The organism is Pararhodobacter marinus (assembly GCF_003122215.1).
GTDB lineage: Bacteria > Pseudomonadota > Alphaproteobacteria > Rhodobacterales > Rhodobacteraceae > Pararhodobacter > Pararhodobacter marinus.
In genome coordinates this window covers 48,320-67,942 of record NZ_QEYD01000010.1, presented here as the reverse complement: position 1 = coordinate 67,942, position 19,623 = coordinate 48,320, and the positions used below count along the sequence as shown (strand labels likewise).

Sequence of the window (19,623 nt, the reverse complement as noted above, 5' to 3'; positions counted from 1 at the left end):
GGATTCGCAAAAAGGGATCTGTCGCCCAGAACCCTAACAGGAAGATTGCAGGTTTCAACTGCGAATTAGTCGCATTAAAGAAACCCCGTCGTCGTGACGCCGCCGGGACCCCGTGCTAAGCTGGGGCCCAAGGCGCTCCGGCGCCCCGGAAGACCAGCGAGTGCGATGTCATGACCCAGACGGCCCCGTCCATCCTTGCCCGGCGCATACAGGAGGCGGGCCTGCGGCTGACGGCGCCGCGCCGGGTGATCCTGCAGGTGCTCGACAGCGCCGACGATCACCCCGATGTCGAAGAGCTGCATCGCCGCGCGCAGGCGATCGAGCCGGGGATTTCCATCGCCACGGTCTACCGCACCATGAACGCGCTGACCGAACATGGCCTGATCGAGCGGCAGCGATTCGACGACGGGCGCATGCGCTACGAAGCGGTGCCCGAAGAGCATCACGACCATTTCATCGATGTCGAAACCGGCGAGGTGGTCGAGTTCCGCTCGGACGAGATCGAGCGTTTGCAGCAGGACATCGCCCGCGCGCATGGTTTCGAAATCGTCAGCCACCGGCTGGATATTTTCGTCCGCCGCAAGCGCTGAACGGGTTGCACCCGCGCGCCGCGCGTCATAGGCAGCGCGCCTTGCGATTTCGGGATGACGCACATGACCACGCTGGCGATTGACTTCGGCACGTCGAACTCGGCGGTTGCTGTGCTTGAAAATGGCCGGATCCGGCGCCTGCCCATCGAACAGGGCTCGGACACGCTGCCCACCGCCGTGTTCTTTCCGGCGGGAAGGGGCGACATGCTGATCGGCGCGGCCGCGGGCGAGGCGCTGATCGCCGGCGAGGAAGGCCGCTACATGCGCGCGCTCAAAAGCGTGCTGGGCACGTCGCTGTTGCACGAATCGCGGCTGATCGGCGGCAAGCGGCGGACCCTGTCGGACATCGTTACCGAGTTCCTCAAAGCCTTGCGCCAGCGGGCCGGTGCCGCGACCGGGGTGTCGCATACCCGGGCTCTCTCGGGGCGTCCGGTGCATTTCCACTCCAACGATCCCACCCGCGATGCGCAGGCCGAGGCCGATCTGCGCGCCTGCTATCACGCCGCCGGGTTCACGCAGGTCGATTTCCTGCCCGAACCCGAAGCCGCCGCGCTGGCCAGCCACGGGCTGAGCGGCGAGACCGGCCTCGGGCTGATCGTCGATATCGGCGGCGGGACCTCGGACTTCACGGTGTTCCGCAATGACAAGGGCCAGCCGCGCATTCTGGCCAGTCACGGGATCCGGCTGGGCGGGACGGATTTCGACCATGCCGTGTCCATGGCCCACGCGATGCCGCTTCTGGGGTTGGGCGGCGCCTTGCGGCGCGAGATGGGCGAGGGCGTGCTGCCCGTGCCGCGCGCTCCCTATCTTGACCTGTCGACCTGGGCGAAGATTCCGTTTCTTTACGCGCCCGAGACCCGGCGCATGGTGGCCGACATGGTCAAGCTGGCGGTGGACCCGATGCCGATGGCGCGGTTCCAGACCGTGCTGACCGAGGAACTGGGCCACGATCTGGCCTTCGCCGTTGAACGCGGCAAGATCGCCGCGAATGGCGCGGCGGGGCAGGGCCGGATCGACATGACCGAGATCGAGCGCGGGCTTTCGGCGCAGGTCACGCAAGAGAGCCTCGATGCGGCGCTGAAAGGCTACCGTGACGATCTGCGCACGGCGGCGGCAGAGACGCTGGCCATGGCCGATTGCGCGCCCGGGACGCTGGACAGCGTCATCCTCGTCGGTGGTTCGTCGCTGATGCAGCTTGTCACCGACGAGATGCGCGCGCTCTGCCCCGGCGCCGAGATCCGCACGAGCGAGGCTTTCACCGCCGTGGTGGACGGGCTGGCGCTGGCGACGGGCGAAAGCTGAGGGGCGTCAGTCCGTCAGCCAGCCGAAAGCGCGCCTCAGGACCTCTTGTGCCTCCGCGGTTACGGGGGTGCCGTGCGCCATCACGACGCGCTGGGCGGGCCATGACAGGATGTGGCGGGCGGCCTGCTTTGCCGCGTCACGGTCCCTCAGCGCCAGCCGGAACTTGCGCGGCATGGTGGGCCGGGCTTCGGTCATCCGGTCCAGCCGCGCGATCAATCCGCGCCAGCCGCGATGCCAGCCTGCCGGGAATTGCTGGATGAAATCGGTCAGCAGGACCGTGCTGCTGGGTCGATGGAAGAACACCACCTCGTCGGTGATCGCGCTGCGCAACACGACCTGATCCATCTCTTGCGCCCAGGCAGGCGGGGCGCGGTCGCCAAGCGTATCGGCGAAGGTCAGATCGGGATGCGCGCGGGCGATTCCGGGCGCTGGATGCAGAACCGCCTGCGGAAAGGCCGCGGCCCAGCCGGCAAGGAACGTGTCGTGCAGGCTGTTGGGCGCGATGACATGCCCGACGGGGCCCAGCCCGGCCAGAGCGGCGCGCAGGGCGTCCGTCAGCGCGACGGGCGACCAGACGACCAGATCGCCACCGCCAAGCCGGATAACCGCCATCCGCGTCGGATAGCGAAACCCCAGCGCGGCCGTCAGCACGGGACCGTCGGAAAGCCAGATCTGCGGGCCGAAAGCGGTGAGCATGAAAGGTCCTTTCTGTCGGAAAGGATAAGCGCTGGCATAAAATACACAAGTGTGTAAATTCGGGCCATGAACCGCCGCGTCCGCACCCGATCCGCGATCCTTGATGCCGCTGAGCAGGCGTTCCGCGATCAGGGCTATGGCGCGACCTCGATGGAGGATATCGCGCAACGCGCGGGCGTGGTGCGCAAGACGCTCTACAACGCCTTCGCCTCGAAAGAGGACATCGCCGGGCATCTGGTCCTGCGCGCCGAGGCGGCCTCGGAACCGCGGTATCGCCACCGGATCGACGCGGGTGAGAACGCGCTGGACCTGCTGGCCGTCATGTTGGCCGACAGCGCCGGCTGGTGCCTGCAATTCCCTGAGCTTGCGGCCTTCGCGCTGTCGCCGCGGATCCGGCCCGCCCTCAGCCCCCCGCCTGACCGGCCGTCTTTCCAGCGCATCATCCGCGACACCCTCGCCGCCGGCCAGGCGCAGGGCGTGATCCGGCGCGACGAGGACGCGGATTTCCTGGCCCTGATGCTGCTGGGGATCTACGCGCAGCACATGACGTCGGTCCTGGCCGGCGCGGCGTTCGATCCGGGGCAGATCCGGCGCATCCTCAGGCTGCTGGTCGAAGGGATCGGCGCCTAGAACCGGTCGCGCGCGGCGATCTCGACCAGCCAGTCCAGGAACGCCTGCGCCCCGTGCGAGAGCCTTTGCGCCGAGGTGACGTAATAGGCCGTGCCCACGTCGATCGCGCCCCCGGGCCATTCCTTCAGCGCGCCGTCGATCACCAGCTTCGCGGTGATCGAGCGCCAGCCCAGCATCAGCCCGCGTCCGTCCAGCGCCGCCTGCGCGCCTTGCACGTAATTGTTGAAGCTCTGCCCGCCCAGCCGCTGGCGGGCGATCCCGCGCTGGGCGAGGTAATCCTCCCATCCGGCCCAATGCTGATTGTTGGGACTGCGCACGTGGATCAGCGGCGCATGATCCAGCCCGGTCCCGGCCGCCAGCAGGCGCTCGACCAGCTGCACCGTGCCGACCGGGCAGATTTCCTCGGGGAACAGCATCTGCGTCACGCCTTCACGCCAGCCGCCGCTGCCGTAGCGGACGGCGATGTCGATACCGGGCGCCAGCGTCGGCAGGTCGCTGGGCGGGGCCTGCACGTTGACGGCGATATCGGGATACCGCGCGTAGAAATCCGACAGCCGGGGCATCAGCCAATAGGTCGCCATGCCCAGCGTGCAACTGACGGTGACGTGGCGGTCCTCGTTGCCGCTCAGCGCGCGGATATCCTCGATCGCCGCCGCGATCTGCCCCAGCCCGCCGCGCACCGCGCGCGCCAGCAAATGGCCCGCATCGGTCAGGCTGGCCGGGCGCGTGCCGCGGTTGAGCAGCTTGGCGCCGACATCGTCTTCCAGCATCTGCAGTGCCTGGCTGACGGCGGGCTGGCTGACATTCAGCACCGCCGCCGCCTCGCGCATCGAACCCAGCCGCGAAACGGCCTCGAAAGTGACGAGCAGGCGCAGAGGGGGCAAGCGTTCCATGGTTTTTCCGGACGGTGTTTACGCCAGCCTGTCGCGAAAAGCCGGGCGGCGAAAGGGGCAAGATGCGCGGGCCCAAGGAGGCGCATAGGCCGGTGCGCCGGAAGGGTCAAAGGTTAAGCCAGGACTTAACTTATCTTCAGCCGATCCCGCCTGTTTGTCCGGCAGGTCGCGTGGGATGGTGGCACCAACCGGCTTCGGCCCCTGCCCAGCAACCCCTGACGACCGAGACCCGCATGAACATCATGACCGCCCCCCAGATCCCCGTCGACGTGAAAGAGACCGGGGTCGAAATCCGTCTGAGCGACGGCGCGATGCATTATTTCAATGCCTATTGGCTGCGCGACAACGATCCGACCTCGTTCAGCCCGGTAACGCGCGAACGCAGCTTCGACATCTTCCATCTCGACACCGCGCCGATGGTGAAAAGCGCAATGGTGGACGGTGACGCTCTGGTGCTGCACTGGACGCATGAGGATCACGTCACGCGGATGCCGCTGTCATGGCTGGAAGGCTTCCGGAACGGCGCGCGGCGCCCCGATCCCGCCGATCTGCCCCGCCGCGCATGGTATTCCGACCATTACCCCGCGATTCCGCGGTTCAGCCATGCTGCGCTGATGGCAGAGCCCGGGCAGCGCGCGCGCTGGCTGGAGGCGCTGATCGTCGAAGGGCTCGCCATCGTCACCGACATGCCCGACACGGACGAGGCGCTGACCCAGACCGTCAACCTGATGGGCGCGGTGCGGCCGACCTTCTTCGGCGATTATTTCGACGTCTATACCCACATCAACCCGACGAACACGGCCTATACCGCCGGCCCGCTGGAGCTGCATACCGACACCCCGGCCGAGGAATTCGCGCCCGGCATCCAGTTCCTGCATTGCCGCCGGAACTCGGTCCAGGGGGGCGAGAGCATCTATTCGGACGGCGTCGCGGTCGCCAACGATTTCCGCAAACGCGACCCGCGCGGGTTCGAACTGTTGTCGACCATCGACGTGCCGTTCTTCTGCGAGCATGACAGCTACGACATGCGCTCGCGGCAGACGGTGATCGAGCTGGACCGCTACGGCGAGGTCTCGGGGCTGACGATCAGCCAGCACATGCTGGACCTGCTGGATCTCGATCAGCACCTTCTGGACGAGTATTATCCCGCCTTCTGCCGGTTCGGCAAAATGCTGCAGGAAAAGAAATACATGATGCGTTTCATGATGAAGGCGGGCGAGTGCATGGTGTTCGACAATCACCGCATCGTGCATGGCCGCGCCGGCTACGTGGCGACCTCGGGCGAGCGGTTCCTGCGCGGCACCTATGCGGATCGGTCGGAAATGCGCTCGACCTACCGCGCACTGGTCAGCGAGGGGCGGTTCAAGGCATGAGGGACATGATCGCCTCCGAAGCCGCGTTGCGCGACGACCTCGCCGCTGCCTTCCGCATCACCCACAGGCTGGGCTGGAGCGAAAGCGTCGGCAACCATTTCAGCGCCGCCTTGTCCGAGGACGGCAAGCGGTTCCTGCTGAACCCCCGCTGGCAGCATTTCGCCACGATCGGCCCCGACGACCTTCTGGACCTGCATTCCGACGATACCGGCGTGCTGGACCGGCCCGACGCACCCGATGCCTCGGCCTGGTGCATCCACGGCGCGATCCACCGCGCCCTGCCGCGCGCGCGGGTGATCCTGCATGTCCATTCTCCCTATGCCACGGCTTTGGCCTGCCTGGCCGATCCCACCATGCTGCCCCTCGACAACAATACCTGCCGGTTCTTCGGGCGCGTGGCCTATGATCTCGATTTCGGCGGCATTGCCGATGCCGAGGAAGAAGGCGCGCGCATCGCCGGCTCGCTGGAGGACAAGGACGTGCTGCTGATGGGCAATCACGGCGTGACGTTCATCGCGCCCACTGTCGCCGCCGCGTTCGAAGACCTTTATTTCTTCGAGAAGGCCGCGCAGACGATGATCCTGACCCGCTCGACCGGGCAGAAACTGGCCGTCTTGTCCGACGCGGTCGCGCAGCACACGGCAGAGGGATGGCGGTCCTATGCGGGCATGGCGGATCGCCATTTCGCCTGGCAGAAGGCGCAGGTCCCGCTCTGATTCGGACCCGGGCGCGCGGATCCGGCCTGATGGCGCGTGAATTGCCCCTTGGATCACAAGGCCCGTGATCGCATATAGGGGGCAACACAACGCTGAGAGGATGCCATGCTGGGCAATTTGGATGCCGCGCCGCAAGCGGGCGACTGGATCAAGGACACAAGCGAAGCCACCTTCATGGCCGACGTCGTCGAAGCCAGCCAGGAAGTGCCGGTCATCGTCGATTTCTGGGCGCCGTGGTGCGGCCCCTGCAAACAGCTTGGCCCGGCGCTGGAAGCCGCCGTCACCGCCGCCAAGGGCAAGGTGAAGATGGTCAAGGTCAATGTCGACGAGAACCAGAACATCGCGGCCCAGCTGCGCATCCAGTCGATCCCGACGGTCTATGCCTTTTTCCAGGGCCAGCCGGTCGATGCCTTCCAGGGCGCGCTGCCGCCTTCCGAGCTGAAGACCTTCGTCGAGAAACTCGCCGCGATGGGCGGGGATGACGGGCTGGGTGCGGCGCTGGACGAAGCCGAGACGATGCTGTCCGAAGGCGCGCTGGCTGATGCCGCCGAAGTCTTCGCCGCCGTGCTGGCCGAAGAGCCCGAGAATGCGCGCGCGCTGGGCGGGCTGGCCCGGGTGCAGATCGCCGCGGGCTCTCTGGATCAGGCCGAGGCGCTGATCAACAACGCCCCCGCTTCCATCGCGACGTCGCAAGAGGTCGAAGCGGCCCGCGCCCAGCTGGCGCTGGCCCGTCAGGCCGAGAATGCGGGCCCGGTGGACGAATTGCGCGCGGTTCTGGCCGACCAGCCCGACAACCATCAGGCCCGTTTCGACCTGGCGAAGGCGCTGCATGCCAAGGGTGATGTGGCCGGGGCGATCGACGAATTGCTCGACTTGTTCCGCCGCGACCGTGACTGGAACGAGGGCGCTGCAAAGACACAGCTTTTCACGATCTTCGAGGCGCTGAAGCCGAACGATCCGCTGGTATCGAAGGGCCGTCGCCGCCTGTCGTCGATGATCTTCGCATAACCGCGCCGGACCCTTTGCCGGATGCCGGGCGCGCACTATGTCAGGGGGATGCTCACCGCGACCGACCTCCCCGAAACGATCGCCCTGTTCCCCTTGCCGGGCGCGCTGCTTCTGCCGCGCGCCAAGCTGCCGCTGCATATCTTCGAGCCACGCTACCTGCAGATGATCGAGGATTGCATGGCCACGCGGCACCGGCTGATCGGCATGATCCAGCCGCGCCCGACGCCGGGCGGGGCTGGCGAGCGGCTCCATGCCATCGGCTGTGCCGGGCGCCTGACCGCGTTCTCGGAAACCGAGGACGGGCGCTACATGATCACGCTCACCGGCATCAGCCGGTTCCGCGTCCGGGCCGAGCGCACCGAGACCGCCATGCCCTACCGGCAGGCGCAGGTGGACTGGTCGGATTTCGGTCCGGATCTGGGCCATGCCGAGCGTGATCCCGCGCTGGACCGCGACGGGTTCATGGCGCTTCTGACCCGCTATTTCGAAGCGATGGCGCTGTCGACCGAATGGGACAGCCTGAAAGAGGCCGAGGACGAGCTGCTGATCAACGCGCTGGCCATGCTCTGTCCTTTCCCGCCCGAGGAACGCCAGGCGCTTCTGGAAGCGCCGTCGCTGACGACCCGGCGCGAGACGCTGGTCACGCTGATGGAATTCGCCATGCGCGGGGCGCGCGGCGGCGACAGCAACGACAGGATGCAGTGATGGGTGAACTGGGTGGTGCCGCGCAGGACAAAGGCCCCCGGGCCGAGCGCCACATGCTGGAATCGCTGGTCTGCCCGGTGACGCAGGGCCAGCTCAGCTATGACGCCGATGCGCAGGAGCTGATTTCGGCCACCGCGCATCTGGCCTTCCCGATCCGCAACGGGATTCCCATCATGCTGGCCTCGGAAGCGCGCGAGCTGGAGTAAGCGTCAGCCGAAGCGCGTGCGCCAGGCGGGCAGCACATCGCCCGGCATCGGGCGTGCGGCGTGGATCGCCCGCGCGATGGCCCGGCTCAGCACCAGAGCGGCCGCATGGCCCAGCTCCAGCGCCGCGCCATCGGGCAGATCCCGCTGACCCGTCGAAACCGCGAAAACCAGATCCCCGTCATGGGGCGTGTGCGCCGGCACGATGGCCCGCGCCAGCCCGTCATGCGCGGATGTGGCAAGCCGGGTCGCCTGCGGCTTGGTCAGTGCCGCGTCGGTGGCGACGATGGCGATGGTCGTGGCCTCGCCCAGCCGCTTGATCGGCGGCGGCATCATGGCGGCGGGCGTGGTCTCGATGCCCAGACCGCCGAATTCGGCGCCGATCTCGAAGGGCGCGGCCCAGAAGCGCGGGCCCTCGCCGACCGTCACGCTGCCAAGCGCATTGACCGCGACCAGCGCCCCCACTGTGACGCCCGACGACAAGACCTGCGAGGCCGATCCGAGCCCGCCTTTCAGGCCCGCCACCAGCGCGCCGGTGCCCGCGCCCTCGGATCCCAGCGCGAAGTCGCTGCCGCAGGCGGCCAGCGCGCCGCGCCCGAGACGCGGATAGGGGTTTTCCGTCCAGGCCTTGTCGCCGCCATTGATCAGGTCGAACAGGATCGCCCCCGGTACGATCGGCACGCGCGCGGGACCCACGGCAAAGCCGCGCCCCTGTTCGGCCAGCGCGTCCATCACCCCCTGCGCCGCAGCCAGCCCGAAGGCCGAGCCCCCCGACAGAACCACCGCATCCACGGCCTGCACCATCTTGTCGGGCGCCAGCAGATCGGTCTCGCGCGTGCCCGGCGCGCCGCCCATGACATGCACGCCCGCCACCATCGGTTCGTCGCCCAGAAGCACCGTCACCCCGGTCTTGATCCGGTCGTCGCGGGCATTGCCGACGCTCAGGCCGGGCACGTCGGTGATCAGGTTCCGGCGCCCGGCGCGGGGGCCGAGATCGTGCTGAATGCGTTGCGTCGTCATCCGAGCCTCCTGTTTGTGCAGCCACGCTATGCCTGCTTGCCTTGGGCGTAAACGTCTAGGCACGCTCGGCAATCTGCGATAGCGTCCGGTTTTGATCAGATTGTCGCGGATCCCATGGCCTCGAACGACCCTGTCGCACCGGGAACGCCCGGAAAGCTGCCCGAACACGAGGCCACCTATCGCCGCCTGCGCGACATGGCGATGTTCGGCGAGCTGGTGCCGGGACAGAAGGTCACGATCCAGGGGATCACCGCGCAGCTGGGGGCGGGCATGACCCCGGTGCGCGAGGCGATCCGGCGCCTGACCGCCGAGGGTGCGCTGGTCCTGCACGAGAATCGCCGCGTCTCGGTGCCCCGGCTGACCCCGTCGCAGGCGGACGAGCTGGCCTTTGCGCGGCTGGCGCTGGAGCCGCGTCTGGCCGAGCTGGCGCTGCCGCGTCTGGATGCCGGACAGATCGACGCGCTGGAGCGCATCGATGCCGAGATCGACGCGGCCATCGCCGCGGATGACGTGCGCGGATACCTGGCGGGGAATTACCGCTTTCACTTCCGGCTCTACGAGGCGGCCGAGGCGCCGATCCTGACCTCGCTCACCCGCTCTCTGTGGCTGCGCTTCGCGCCTTCGCTGCGGGTGGTGATGACGTCGGAGAACGAGATCGGGCCGGACCGGCACAAGGACGCCATTGCCGCTTTGCGTGAGCGCGACGCGGCCGCGCTGGCGCGGGCCATCGACGGCGATATCCGGCAGGGTATCGAGCGGGTTCAGGCCGAGGCGCGCTTGCAGGGCTGAGAATGGCGGAAAGCCGCGGGGGAGGGGTTTCGCCCTCGCCCGGCAGGGCTGCGCCCTGCAGGTCTCGGGCGACCGGCCGGGGGCTCTGCCCCCGGACCCCCGGGATATTTCCGGAACGAAGATGGGCAGGCATGCGGGCCTTCGGGGTGCGCGATGGGAAGGCGCGGGGAGCGTGGGCGCCGGGAGCGGAAGCCGCCTTCGGATTAATTTGATCAAATTCCATTGCGCGTTCCGGTCCGGATGCGTATCGTGCAGCGAATCCCCCGCCTTCGCGGGGCAAAAGGAGGTTCCGCCATGCGCACGATCACCAACCATATGCCCACGGCCGAGCTGCAAGCGCTCGACGCGGCGCATCACATGCACCCCTTCACCACCAATGCGCAGCTGGGCAAGAAGGGCGCGCGGATCATCACCCGCGCCAAGGGCGTGTTCCTGACCGACAGCGACGGGCACGAGATCATCGACGGCATGGCCGGCCTGTGGTGCGTCAACGTGGGCTATGGCCGCGATTCGATGGCCGAGGCCGCCGCGCGCCAGATCCGCGAGCTGCCCTATTACAACACCTTCTTCCAGACCTCGCATGTGCCCGCCATCGCGCTGGCGGCGCGCATCGCCGAACTGGCGCCCGGGGATCTGAACCATGTGTTCTTCGCCTCGTCGGGGTCGGAGGCGAACGAGACCAACATCCGTCTGGTGCGCCATTACTGGGCGCTCAAGGGCCAGCCCGAGCGCTCGGTCATCATCTCGCGTATGAACGGCTATCACGGCTCGGGGATGGGCAGCGCCAGCCTCGGGGGGATGGTGTCGATGCACGAGCAGGGCAACCTGCCGATCCCGGGCATCGTCCATATCGGCCAGCCGCACTGGTACGCCGAGGGCGGCGACATGACGCCCGAGGAATTCGGCCTGAAGCGCGCGCGCGAGCTGGAGGAAAAGATCCTGGAAATCGGCGCCGACAGGGTCGGGGCCTTCATCGCGGAACCCGTGCAGGGCGCGGGCGGCGTGATCATCGCGCCCGACAGCTACTGGCCCGAGATCCAGCGCATCGTCGACAAATACGGCATCCTGTTGATTGCCGACGAGGTCATCACCGGGTTCGGCCGCACCGGCAACTGGTTCGGCAGCCAGACGCTGAACATCATGCCGCATATCATGACCATCGCCAAGGGCCTGTCCTCGGGCTATGCGCCGATCGGCGGCTCGGTCGTGTGTGACGAGGTCGCGGCAGTGATCGGTTCGGACGAGTTCAACCACGGCTACACCTATTCCGGCCACCCGGTAGCCGCCGCCATCGCGCTGGAAAACCTGCGCATCATGGAGGAAGAGGGCGTGGTCGAGCATGTGCGCGACGTGGCCCATCCGCATCTGGCCGAACGCTGGCACGCGCTGGGCGATCACCCGCTGGTGGGCGAGACGAAGCTCATCGGCATGATGGGCTCGCTGGCGCTGACGCCGGAAAAGGGCAGCCGCGCGCGGTTTGCCGCCGATGCGGGCACCGCAGGCTACATCACCCGCGAGCGTTGCTTCGCCAACAATGTCATCATGCGCCATGTCTATGACCGCATGATCATCTCGCCGCCGCTGGTGATGACCACGGACGAGATCGACATCCTGATCGATCGGGCTACACTGGCGCTGGATGAAGCCTATGCGCAGCTCAAATCCGAAGGGTTGCTGAAAAAGGCGTCCTGATCGGAATAGGACCCCATGGACCTGCTGACCGCCAATGACACGCCGGGGCATTACCCGGCGAGCTGGTACGCCGCCAGCACCGACCCTCTGCTGCCCTTCCCGGCCGCGCAGGGCGCGCTGAGCTGCGATGTCTGTGTCATCGGCGGCGGCTTTACCGGGCTGTCCGCGGCGCTGCACCTGGCCGAGCGGGGCTATGACGTGATTCTGCTGGAAGCGCAGCGCGTGGGGTTCGGGGCCTCGGGGCGCAATGGCGGGCAGGTCGGCACCGGCCAGCGGCTGGACCAGGAAGCGCTGGAAGGCATGGTCGGCAAGGAGGCCGCGCGCAGTCTTTGGGACCTGTCGCTGGAATCGGTGGACCTGACGCGCTCTCTGGCCGAGGCGCACGCCCCCGATGCGGGCTATGCGCCGGGCATCATCCATGCCGCGCACAAGGAGCGCTACGTCGCCGAGTTCCACCGCTATGCCGAGAAGATGGCGCGCGAATACGGCTATGATCAGATCCGCCCCCTGGACCGCGACGAGATGCGCGCGATGGTCGGCTCGCCCTGCTATCACGGCGGGGATATCGACCTGGGCGGCGGGCATCTGCACCCGCTGCGCTACGCGCTGGGGCTGGCGCGCGCGGCTCAGGCGGCGGGCGTGCGGATCTTCGAGCAGTCCCGCGTCGTGTCCTATACCAAGGGCGACCCCGCCCGCGTCGAAACCGGCGCGGCGCGGATCACCGCGAAGTTCCTTGTGCTGGGGGTGAACGGTTATGCCGGCCGGCTGGAGCCAGAAATCTCGGCCCGGGTGATGCCGATCAACAATTTCATCGCCGCCACCCGGCCGATGAGCGACGAGGAGCGCGCCGGGATCATCAGGGAGAACCACGCGGTCGCGGATTCGAAATTCGTCATTAACTATTTCCGGTTCTCGCAAGATAACCGGCTCTTGTTCGGCGGCGGCGAATCCTATGGCTACCGGTTTCCCGGTGATATCGCCGCGAAGGTTCGCAAGCCGATGGAAGAGATCTTTCCGCAGCTCAAGGGTATCGAGATCACCCATGCCTGGGGCGGGACGCTGGGCATCGCCTTCAACCGGATGCCTTATGTCGACCGGCTTTCGGGCAATGTGCTGAGCGCGGCGGGGTTCTCGGGCCATGGCGTGGCGATGGGGACGCTGGCAGGCAAGCTGATGGCCGAGGCGATTGCCGGTCAGGCCGAGCGCTTCGATGTCATGGCCTCGGTGCCCAGTCCGATCTTCCCCGGCGGGGCCACGCTGCGTTGGCCGCTGATGGTGCTGGCAATGGTCTGGTTCTCGTTGCGCGACCGGCTCTGACGCGGCGCTGATTCGCTGCTGCCCGGGAAGGGAGCACACGCATAGCGGGAATTTAGGGCATGGGCGGTGTCCCGCCGATGCCGTCCGGCTTGCGCCACGCGCCGTGAGTCCGTCGCGAAAGCGGCGAAATCCCCATGTTTTGTGGCATTTGCGTCGCATGATACGCGCCAAACGACAGGTTTGACGGATTCATCCTTCCCGCCTGCAGGGCGGCTTCGTAGGACTCCGAAAGCTGCCAACACAACTGTCGGGGGACAGTGTGACCAATCAAAACCGACGGACTTTCATGTCCGGGCTCGGGGCGATGTGCCTTGCCGGCACGGCGTCTGTGGGCCTGTCTTCGACCGCGCAGGCACAAAGCGTGCCCGCGGTCCCGCAACCGCCGATGCCGCGCCTTGCGCGCACGCATGAGGTGGTGTCGCTCAACGCCGTTCAGACCACGCGCCCGCGCGTCGCGCTGACCTTCGATGACGGACCGCATCCGCAGAACACGCCGTGGCTGCTGGATATCCTGGCGCAATACAACGCCAAGGCCACGTTCTTCGTGATCGGCCGCAACGCCCAGCGTTACCCCGAGATCATGCGCCGGATCGTCGCCGAGGGACACGAGATCGGCAATCATACGCTGACCCATCCGGTGCTGGCGCAGTTGGGCGACGGCAATGTCCTGCGCGAGATCGACCGAACCCAGCAGATCGTCTGGGACACGGTCGGCGCCGTGCCGGTGACGATGCGCCCGCCATACGGCTCGTTTTCGCACCGGCAGATGAACATGCTGTTCCAGCAGCGCAACCTGTCCACGGTGGTCTGGTCCGTCGATCCGCAGGACTGGCGCCGGCCCGGCGTGTCGGTCGTGGCCGACCGCATGGTGCGCGGCGCGCGTCCCGGCGCGGTGATCCTGGCGCATGACATCCACGGCCCGACGATCCGCGCCGTGCCGCAAGCCTTGCAGGGGATCCTGGCGCGCGGGCTTGAGCCCGTGACCATGTCCGACCTGCTGGCCTGGCCGCATTGGGGGCCGCGCGGGCTGCGCTATGTGAGCGCCTCGGGCCACCAGCATCGCGGCTGAGCACCGGCAAGACCGGACCTGAAACGGCGCGGCCTCTCGCGGGGCCGCGCTGTTCGCGTTTCGCGCCTTTGTAAAACGGGTCCGGCGCGCGGGATGTGACAGCGAGACGTCGAAACATTTTCGGTTTCCGTCATATACCCTTCACAAACGAAGAATATCGCAGCAAAGTGCTGAAATTCGCGCCCGCGGGACCGTGGGGAGCGGTTTCGCGAACCCGTGCGCAATACTGACGAAACCAATGGGGGGACCCCTGATGTTCAAGCAAAGCCTGATGGCCGCCACGGCCATGGCCCTTGTCGCGCCTGCCGCGGCCATGGCCCAGACCGAAATCCAGTGGTGGCACGCGATGAGCGGCCGCCTTGGCGAGCTGGTCGAAGAGACGGCGGCGACCTTCAACGAATCGCAGTCCGATTACGTCGTCGTGCCCAGCTATCGCGGCACCTATTCCGAAGCCATGAACGCCGCTATCGCCGCTTTCCGCGCCGGTGAGCAGCCGCATGTCCTGCAGGTCTTCGAGGTCGGCACCGGCACGATGATGGCCGCCGAGGGTGCGATCATCCCGATCTACCAGCTGATGGCCGAGCACGACGTCGAATTCGACCCCGAAGCCTATATCCCCACCGTCGTGGGCTATTACACCGATCCCGACGGCAACATGCTGTCCTTCCCGTTCAACTCGTCGACGCCGATCCTGTATTACAACAAGGACGCGTTCGAAGCCGCCGGTCTGGACCCGGAAACGGCGCCCGCCACCTGGGCCGAGGTCGAGCAATTCTCGCAGCAGATCATCGATTCGGGCGCGGCGACCTGCGGTTTCACCACCCGCTGGCCGTCCTGGATCCAGCTTGAAAACTTCCTCGCGCTGCACAACCTGCCGCTGGGCACCCAGCAGAACGGCTTCGCCGGGTTCGACGCCGAGCTGGTCCTGAACCAGCAGGAGCCGCTGATCCGTCACTGGGAAAACCTGGCGCGCTGGCAGTCTGAAGGCATCTTCAAATGGGCCGGCGGCAATGATGGCCCCGATGCGGGTCCGACCTTCTACTCGGCCGAATGCGCGATGATGATGGAAAGCTCGGCCGGCCGCGCGGGCGTGATGGCCAACGCGCCGTTCAACGTGGGCTACGCGATGCTGCCCTATTACGACGATGTCGAGGGCGCGCCGCAGAACTCGATCATCGGTGGCGCCACGCTGTGGACCCTGTCGGGCCATGACGAGGGCGATTACGAAGGCGTCGCGCGCTTCTTCGAGTTCCTCTCGACCCCCGAGCAGCAGGCGTGGTGGCACCAGAACACCGGCTACCTGCCGATCACGCAGGCGTCGTACGAGCTGTCGCAAGAGCAGGGCTATTACGACGCCAATCCCGGCGCCGATGTGTCGATCATGCAGATGAACCTGAACCCGCCGACCGAGAATTCGCGCGGTCTGCGCTTCGGCAACTATCTGCAGATCCGCGACATCATCTCGGAAGAGATGGAAGCAATGCTGGTCGGTTCGGTGTCGGCGCAGGAAGCCGCCGACAACATCGTCGAGCGCGGCAACGCCCTGCTGCGCGATTTCGAATCGTCGATGCAGTAAGCTGACGGATTTCTGACGCGCGGGACGGACGGCAACGCCCGTCCCGCATTCACGACCCGCGACCGGAGCCCGGCCCATGCAAACCAAGCGCATGACCTTTTCCAGCCGATGGCTGCCCTACGCGCTGCTGGCGCCGCAGGTGCTGATCACGCTGGTCTTCTTCGTCTGGCCCGCCAGCCAGGCGCTGTGGCAGTCGATGCTGCGCGAGGATCCGTTCGGGCTGCGCTCGACCTTTGTCTGGTTCCGGAATTTCGAACGTCTCTTCGCCGACCCGCATTATCTGGACGCGATGAAGACCACGGCGATCTTTTCGGTCGCCACCACCTTTCTGGCCATGGCCGTGTCGCTTCTGTTCGCGGTGATGGTCAACCGGATGCTGCGGTCGCGCGACTGGTACACCACGCTTCTGGTCTGGCCCTATGCCGTGGCCCCCGCCATCGCCGGCGTGCTGTGGTGGTTCATGTTCAACACCTCGGTCGGGATCGTGCCCTACATGCTGCAGGGCTTCGGCTATGACTGGAACCACCGGCTGGACGGGACCGACGCGATGATTCTTGTGGTGATCGCCGCCGCGTGGAAGCAGATCAGCTACAATTTCCTGTTCTTCCTGGCCGGCCTGCAATCCATCCCGCAATCGCTGATCGAGGCGGCGTCCATCGACGGCGCGGGCCGGATCAAGCGGTTCTGGACCATCGTCTTCCCGCTGCTGTCGCCCACCACCTTCTTCCTGATGGTCGTCAATGTCGTCTACGCGATGTTCGACACGTTCGGCGTGATCCATGCCACGACCGAGGGCGGCCCCGCCCGCGCCACCAATATCCTTGTCTACAAGGTGTTCCGCGACGGTTTCGTCGGCGGCAACCTGGGATCGTCGGCGGCGCAATCGGTGATCCTGATGGCCATCGTCATCGTCCTGACCGTGATCCAGTTCCGCTGGATCGAACGCCGCGTCAATTACTGAGGGTCCCGCGATGGTACAGAACGACCGCTTCGGCACCTTCCTTGCACATCTGATCCTGATCCTCGGGGTGGGGATCGTGGTGTTCCCGGTCTATGTGGCGGTGATCGCCTCGACCCATGCGCCCGGCACCTTCCTGCAGGGCGTGATGCCGCTTCTGCCCGGCAGCCACGCGATCGAGAATTACAGCGAGGTGATTTTCCAGGGCCGCTCGACCGCAGGCGCGCCGCCCATCGGGCTGATGTTGTGGAACAGCTTCGTCATGGCGATGATGATCGCCGTGGGCAAGATTGCCATCTCGCTGCTGTCGGCCTTTGCCATCGTCTATTTCCGCTTCCGCTTCCGCATCTTCTTTTTCTGGATCATCTTCATCACGCTGATGCTGCCGGTCGAAGTGCGGATCGTGCCCACCTTCGAGGTCGTGGCGAATCTCAACCTTCTCAACACCTATGCCGGGCTGACGATCCCGCTGATCGCCTCGGCCACCGCGACCTTCCTGTTCCGGCAGTTCTTCATGACCGTGCCCGAGGAAATGCTGGAAGCCGCGCGCGTCGACGGGGCGGGTCCGATGAAGTTCTTCCGGGACATCCTGCTGCCCCTCAGCGTCACCAACATCGCGGCGATGTTCGTGATCATGTTCATCTATGGCTGGAACCAGTATCTCTGGCCGCTTCTGATCACCAGCGACGAGGGCTATTACACCGTCGTCATGGGCATTCAGCGCATGGTGACCGGCGCCGACAGCGAACCGCTGTGGCATCTGGTCATGGCCACCGTCGTGCTGGCCGCGCTGCCGCCCATTCTGGTGATCCTGTTCATGCAACGGCTCTTCGTGAAGGGCCTGACCGAGACGGAGAAATAACATGGCCCGCATCGTGATGGACGACCTGCACAAGGTCTATCCCGGGGGCGTGAAGGCGGTGACGGGCATCAGCCTGGATATTGCCGACGGCGAGATGATCGTGCTGGTGGGCCCGTCGGGCTGCGGCAAGTCCACGCTTCTGCGCATGGTCGCGGGGCTTGAAACGATCACCGGCGGCACGCTGAGCATCGGCGACCGGGTGGTGAACACCCTCGAACCCGCCGACCGGGACATCGCCATGGTGTTCCAGAACTACGCGCTTTACCCGCATATGACGGTCTACAACAACCTCGCCTACGGCCTGCGCAATCAGGGCGTGGCGAAGCCCGAGATCGAGCGCCGCGTTCAGGAGGCCGCCGCGATGCTGCAGATCGGCGATTACCTTCAGCGCAAGCCGCGCGCCCTGTCGGGCGGCCAGCGTCAGCGCGTCGCGATGGGCCGCGCGCTGGTGCGCGAGCCCTCGGCCTTCCTGTTCGACGAGCCGCTGTCGAACCTCGACGCCAAGCTCAGGGTGCAGATGCGTGTCGAGATCCGGCAGTTGCAGAAACGGCTGGGCACGACTTCGCTTTACGTGACGCACGATCAGCTTGAAGCGCTGACGCTGGCTGACCGGCTGGTGGTGCTGAACGCGGGCCGGATCGAGCAGGTCGGCACCCCGATGGAGCTGTATCAGCGCCCCGAGACGCTGTTCGTCGCGGGCTTCATCGGGTCGCCCGCGATGAACATGATCGAGATGGGCTATCTGCGCGACCGGGGCGCGGCACCCTCGACCCTGCCTGCGGGCACGGATCTGGTCGGGATGCGGCCCGACGACATGCTGCTGAGCGCCCCCGCCGAGCCGCATCTGTCCCTGAGCGGGCGCGTGATGCTGCTGGAACCCGCGGGCGCCGAAAGCCACATCTACGTGTCGCTCGACGGCAACGATCAGCCGATCACCGTTCGCATTCCCGGCCTGCCGACGATGCAGGAAGGCGCGGCGATCACGCTGCATGTCCCGCTTGGCGCGCTGCACCCGTTCAACACGGCCAGCGGCCGGCGGGTCAGCGGCTGAGCAGCCCGTCCGTGCCCGTCCGGCCCAAGGCGGCGAATTCGTCATAGAAGCCCGCTAGCGGCAGACCGAACGCCTCGGCAAAGGCGCTGTCGAAGTGGCGGCCTTCGCCCATGCGCTCGTACAGATTTCCCAGCGCGCGATACCCGCCATGCCGGGCGATCAGGTAAGACACCGCCACCGCGCCGCCCAGATAGACGCCGTCGTAATCGATCTTCAGCCCCAGCCGCGTCTCCAGCTGCCGCAGATCGGGCCAGTCGCGGTTGTCGAAGGTGGAAAGCAGGCGCCGGTCGGCGGTGCTGACGGCGCTTTGCGCGGGATAGCGGCCTTCGAGGATCACCGCCGTGCCCTCGGCCATCCAGATCGGCAATTCGTGCGGATCCCAGCCGGGCGTTTCGTTGATCCGCCGCACCCGCAGCGCGGAAACCTGATGCTGGATCAGGTGCACCGCCTCGTGCCGCAGGGCATGGCGCAGGTCGCGTTCGGAAAACGTCTCGCCCAGAACGGCGTCGTTGCGCAGGCAGAAGATCGTCAGTCCCGACACCGTCCAGCCGCCCAGCCGGTTGGTGCCGGTGCAGTGCCGCTCCATCGCCTGCGCGAAGAACGGGCTGTCCCCGGCACCGCGCAGCGCCTGCATACGGGGCAGCGATTCACGCCAGGTTTCGTTGCGAACCACGATCACGTCGTCGGTCGCGGACAGATCCAGCCCCAGGAGCGCGCTGAGCGAGCGGATCTCGGCCTCGAGCCGGTTTTCGACCCGCTCGGCAAGATCGCGGGGAATATCATGCGCGATCGACAACGCCACCGGTCTCCGGGCCGAGGGCCAATAGGCGCGCAGGGCCGGATCGTTCAACCCGAGCCGCCGGCACCATGTCACCGCGTTGTCCGAGGTCAGCTCGGACCGGATCTGCAGCCCGTGATCCCGCGCGAAGTTTTCCAGCGCCCCGCGCGTGGTGTCCTCGACCTGCCCGTCGACCGGCCCGTCGCGATAGCCCGCGGCATTCAGCTGATCCTGCAGGCATCGCACATGCGCGGACAGCGCATGGACCGGCGACGAAAAGACCACCGGGGACACAACAAGGCCCAGGATCGTCAGGGACAGAACGGAGACGAGTTTGCTTACCATGCCCCGTATTTTCGGCATGCAGGCGGCGTTCTGTCTACCGTCGTAATGCG

The 19,623-nt window shown here is 66.6% G+C and carries 20 protein-coding genes; 16 read left to right on the top strand and 4 right to left on the bottom strand.

The genetic code is table 11. The features are described from left to right. The first annotated feature begins 170 nt into the window (after positions 1-170). Both C4N9_RS15975 and C4N9_RS15970 read left to right on the top strand, forming a co-directional pair. The gene (locus C4N9_RS15975) at positions 171-590 is read left to right on the top strand and encodes a Fur family transcriptional regulator (protein ID WP_109534355.1); all 420 of its coding nucleotides are present in this window, start codon (positions 171-173) and stop codon (positions 588-590) included. A gap of 63 nt (positions 591-653) precedes the next feature. Beyond that, positions 654-1,892 (top strand): Hsp70 family protein, encoded by a 1,239-nt coding sequence (locus C4N9_RS15970; RefSeq protein ID WP_109534354.1) that lies wholly within the window; start codon positions 654-656, stop codon positions 1,890-1,892. Between the two features lie 6 nt (positions 1,893-1,898). Here the strand turns inward: C4N9_RS15970 and C4N9_RS15965 are convergent, their stop codons facing one another. Further along, entirely contained in the window at positions 1,899-2,588 is a 690-nt protein-coding gene (locus C4N9_RS15965) for a DUF4336 domain-containing protein (protein ID WP_109534353.1), read from the bottom strand. Positions 2,589-2,654: 66 nt separating this feature from the next. On the opposite strand from C4N9_RS15965, the gene C4N9_RS15960 reads away from it, so the two are divergent. Beyond that, complete coding sequence (locus C4N9_RS15960; protein ID WP_109534352.1) at positions 2,655-3,218, top strand: TetR/AcrR family transcriptional regulator; 564 nt, start codon at positions 2,655-2,657, stop codon at positions 3,216-3,218. Here C4N9_RS15960 and C4N9_RS15955 read toward each other — a convergent pair. Next, positions 3,215-4,111 carry a LysR substrate-binding domain-containing protein gene (locus C4N9_RS15955; RefSeq protein ID WP_109534351.1) on the bottom strand — a complete coding sequence of 299 codons (897 nt, stop codon included), beginning with the start codon at positions 4,109-4,111 and terminating at the stop codon, positions 3,215-3,217. The genes C4N9_RS15960 and C4N9_RS15955 overlap by 4 nt on opposite strands. A 233-nt stretch (positions 4,112-4,344) precedes the next feature. On the opposite strand from C4N9_RS15955, the gene C4N9_RS15950 reads away from it, so the two are divergent. The 5 genes from C4N9_RS15950 (at position 4,345) to C4N9_RS15930 (ending at position 8,119) form a co-directional block, all read left to right on the top strand. Further along, positions 4,345-5,484 carry a TauD/TfdA family dioxygenase gene (locus tag C4N9_RS15950; protein WP_109534350.1) on the top strand — a complete coding sequence of 380 codons (1,140 nt, stop codon included), beginning with the start codon at positions 4,345-4,347 and terminating at the stop codon, positions 5,482-5,484. Continuing rightward, the gene (locus tag C4N9_RS15945; protein WP_109534349.1) at positions 5,481-6,200 is read left to right on the top strand and encodes a class II aldolase/adducin family protein; all 720 of its coding nucleotides are present in this window, start codon (positions 5,481-5,483) and stop codon (positions 6,198-6,200) included. The genes C4N9_RS15950 and C4N9_RS15945 overlap by 4 nt, the downstream gene beginning before the upstream one ends. Before the next feature lie 105 nt (positions 6,201-6,305). Beyond that, positions 6,306-7,208, top strand: coding sequence for a thioredoxin (trxA, locus tag C4N9_RS15940; RefSeq protein WP_109534348.1), 903 nt, complete (start codon positions 6,306-6,308; stop codon positions 7,206-7,208). Positions 7,209-7,256: 48 nt separating this feature from the next. Beyond that, on the top strand, positions 7,257-7,913 hold the full coding sequence (locus tag C4N9_RS15935) for an LON peptidase substrate-binding domain-containing protein (protein ID WP_109534475.1): 657 nt from the start codon (positions 7,257-7,259) through the stop codon (positions 7,911-7,913). Continuing rightward, a complete protein-coding gene (locus tag C4N9_RS15930; RefSeq protein ID WP_109534347.1) occupies positions 7,913-8,119 on the top strand; it encodes a Trm112 family protein in 207 nt (68 codons plus the stop codon). The genes C4N9_RS15935 and C4N9_RS15930 overlap by 1 nt, the downstream gene beginning before the upstream one ends. Before the next feature lie 3 nt (positions 8,120-8,122). Here the strand turns inward: C4N9_RS15930 and C4N9_RS15925 are convergent, their stop codons facing one another. Beyond that, positions 8,123-9,136, bottom strand: coding sequence for a P1 family peptidase (locus C4N9_RS15925; RefSeq protein ID WP_109534346.1), 1,014 nt, complete (start codon positions 9,134-9,136; stop codon positions 8,123-8,125). Between the two features lie 114 nt (positions 9,137-9,250). On the opposite strand from C4N9_RS15925, the gene C4N9_RS15920 reads away from it, so the two are divergent. From C4N9_RS15920 to ugpC, 8 genes are all read left to right on the top strand, one after another. Further along, entirely contained in the window at positions 9,251-9,925 is a 675-nt protein-coding gene (locus C4N9_RS15920) for a GntR family transcriptional regulator (RefSeq protein WP_109534345.1), read from the top strand. A gap of 294 nt (positions 9,926-10,219) precedes the next feature. Beyond that, the gene (locus C4N9_RS15915) at positions 10,220-11,617 is read left to right on the top strand and encodes an aspartate aminotransferase family protein (protein ID WP_109534344.1); all 1,398 of its coding nucleotides are present in this window, start codon (positions 10,220-10,222) and stop codon (positions 11,615-11,617) included. 15 nt (positions 11,618-11,632) lie between these two features. Beyond that, positions 11,633-12,934, top strand: a complete 1,302-nt coding sequence (locus tag C4N9_RS15910) for an NAD(P)/FAD-dependent oxidoreductase (protein ID WP_109534343.1) — start codon at positions 11,633-11,635, stop codon at positions 12,932-12,934. Between the two features lie 286 nt (positions 12,935-13,220). Continuing rightward, positions 13,221-14,003, top strand: coding sequence for a polysaccharide deacetylase family protein (locus tag C4N9_RS15905; protein ID WP_109534342.1), 783 nt, complete (start codon positions 13,221-13,223; stop codon positions 14,001-14,003). A gap of 253 nt (positions 14,004-14,256) precedes the next feature. Further along, the gene (ugpB, locus tag C4N9_RS15900) at positions 14,257-15,579 is read left to right on the top strand and encodes a sn-glycerol-3-phosphate ABC transporter substrate-binding protein UgpB (RefSeq protein WP_109534474.1); all 1,323 of its coding nucleotides are present in this window, start codon (positions 14,257-14,259) and stop codon (positions 15,577-15,579) included. Between the two features lie 76 nt (positions 15,580-15,655). After that, positions 15,656-16,540: a sn-glycerol-3-phosphate ABC transporter permease UgpA gene (ugpA, locus tag C4N9_RS15895; RefSeq protein WP_109534341.1), complete on the top strand. Its 885-nt coding sequence runs from the start codon at positions 15,656-15,658 to the stop codon at positions 16,538-16,540. A 10-nt stretch (positions 16,541-16,550) separates the two neighbouring features. Beyond that, on the top strand, positions 16,551-17,399 hold the full coding sequence (gene ugpE, locus C4N9_RS15890; RefSeq protein WP_109534340.1) for a sn-glycerol-3-phosphate ABC transporter permease UgpE: 849 nt from the start codon (positions 16,551-16,553) through the stop codon (positions 17,397-17,399). Between the two features lies 1 nt (position 17,400). Beyond that, positions 17,401-18,450, top strand: coding sequence for a sn-glycerol-3-phosphate ABC transporter ATP-binding protein UgpC (ugpC, locus tag C4N9_RS15885; RefSeq protein WP_109534339.1), 1,050 nt, complete (start codon positions 17,401-17,403; stop codon positions 18,448-18,450). Here ugpC and C4N9_RS15880 read toward each other — a convergent pair. Further along, entirely contained in the window at positions 18,440-19,573 is a 1,134-nt protein-coding gene (locus tag C4N9_RS15880) for a peptidoglycan-binding domain-containing protein (RefSeq protein ID WP_109534338.1), read from the bottom strand. The genes ugpC and C4N9_RS15880 overlap by 11 nt on opposite strands. Positions 19,574-19,623 lie beyond the last annotated feature (50 nt).

What these genes read in the sequence shown, in the direction of transcription:
- C4N9_RS15975 (WP_109534355.1), top strand. Translation starts at nt 171, where the DNA reads ATGACCCAGACGGCCCCGTCCATCCTTGCCCGGCGCATACAGGAGGCG.
- C4N9_RS15970 (WP_109534354.1), top strand. Translation starts at nt 654, where the DNA reads ATGACCACGCTGGCGATTGACTTCGGCACGTCGAACTCGGCGGTTGCT.
- C4N9_RS15965 (WP_109534353.1), bottom strand. Translation starts at nt 2,588, where the DNA reads ATGCTCACCGCTTTCGGCCCGCAGATCTGGCTTTCCGACGGTCCCGTG.
- C4N9_RS15960 (WP_109534352.1), top strand. Translation starts at nt 2,655, where the DNA reads ATGAACCGCCGCGTCCGCACCCGATCCGCGATCCTTGATGCCGCTGAG.
- C4N9_RS15955 (WP_109534351.1), bottom strand. Translation starts at nt 4,111, where the DNA reads ATGGAACGCTTGCCCCCTCTGCGCCTGCTCGTCACTTTCGAGGCCGTT.
- C4N9_RS15950 (WP_109534350.1), top strand. Translation starts at nt 4,345, where the DNA reads ATGAACATCATGACCGCCCCCCAGATCCCCGTCGACGTGAAAGAGACC.
- C4N9_RS15945 (WP_109534349.1), top strand. Translation starts at nt 5,481, where the DNA reads ATGAGGGACATGATCGCCTCCGAAGCCGCGTTGCGCGACGACCTCGCC.
- trxA (WP_109534348.1), top strand. Translation starts at nt 6,306, where the DNA reads ATGCTGGGCAATTTGGATGCCGCGCCGCAAGCGGGCGACTGGATCAAG.
- C4N9_RS15935 (WP_109534475.1), top strand. Translation starts at nt 7,257, where the DNA reads ATGCTCACCGCGACCGACCTCCCCGAAACGATCGCCCTGTTCCCCTTG.
- C4N9_RS15930 (WP_109534347.1), top strand. Translation starts at nt 7,913, where the DNA reads ATGGGTGAACTGGGTGGTGCCGCGCAGGACAAAGGCCCCCGGGCCGAG.
- C4N9_RS15925 (WP_109534346.1), bottom strand. Translation starts at nt 9,136, where the DNA reads ATGACGACGCAACGCATTCAGCACGATCTCGGCCCCCGCGCCGGGCGC.
- C4N9_RS15920 (WP_109534345.1), top strand. Translation starts at nt 9,251, where the DNA reads ATGGCCTCGAACGACCCTGTCGCACCGGGAACGCCCGGAAAGCTGCCC.
- C4N9_RS15915 (WP_109534344.1), top strand. Translation starts at nt 10,220, where the DNA reads ATGCGCACGATCACCAACCATATGCCCACGGCCGAGCTGCAAGCGCTC.
- C4N9_RS15910 (WP_109534343.1), top strand. Translation starts at nt 11,633, where the DNA reads ATGGACCTGCTGACCGCCAATGACACGCCGGGGCATTACCCGGCGAGC.
- C4N9_RS15905 (WP_109534342.1), top strand. Translation starts at nt 13,221, where the DNA reads ATGTCCGGGCTCGGGGCGATGTGCCTTGCCGGCACGGCGTCTGTGGGC.
- ugpB (WP_109534474.1), top strand. Translation starts at nt 14,257, where the DNA reads ATGTTCAAGCAAAGCCTGATGGCCGCCACGGCCATGGCCCTTGTCGCG.
- ugpA (WP_109534341.1), top strand. Translation starts at nt 15,656, where the DNA reads ATGCAAACCAAGCGCATGACCTTTTCCAGCCGATGGCTGCCCTACGCG.
- ugpE (WP_109534340.1), top strand. Translation starts at nt 16,551, where the DNA reads ATGGTACAGAACGACCGCTTCGGCACCTTCCTTGCACATCTGATCCTG.
- ugpC (WP_109534339.1), top strand. Translation starts at nt 17,401, where the DNA reads ATGGCCCGCATCGTGATGGACGACCTGCACAAGGTCTATCCCGGGGGC.
- C4N9_RS15880 (WP_109534338.1), bottom strand. Translation starts at nt 19,573, where the DNA reads ATGGTAAGCAAACTCGTCTCCGTTCTGTCCCTGACGATCCTGGGCCTT.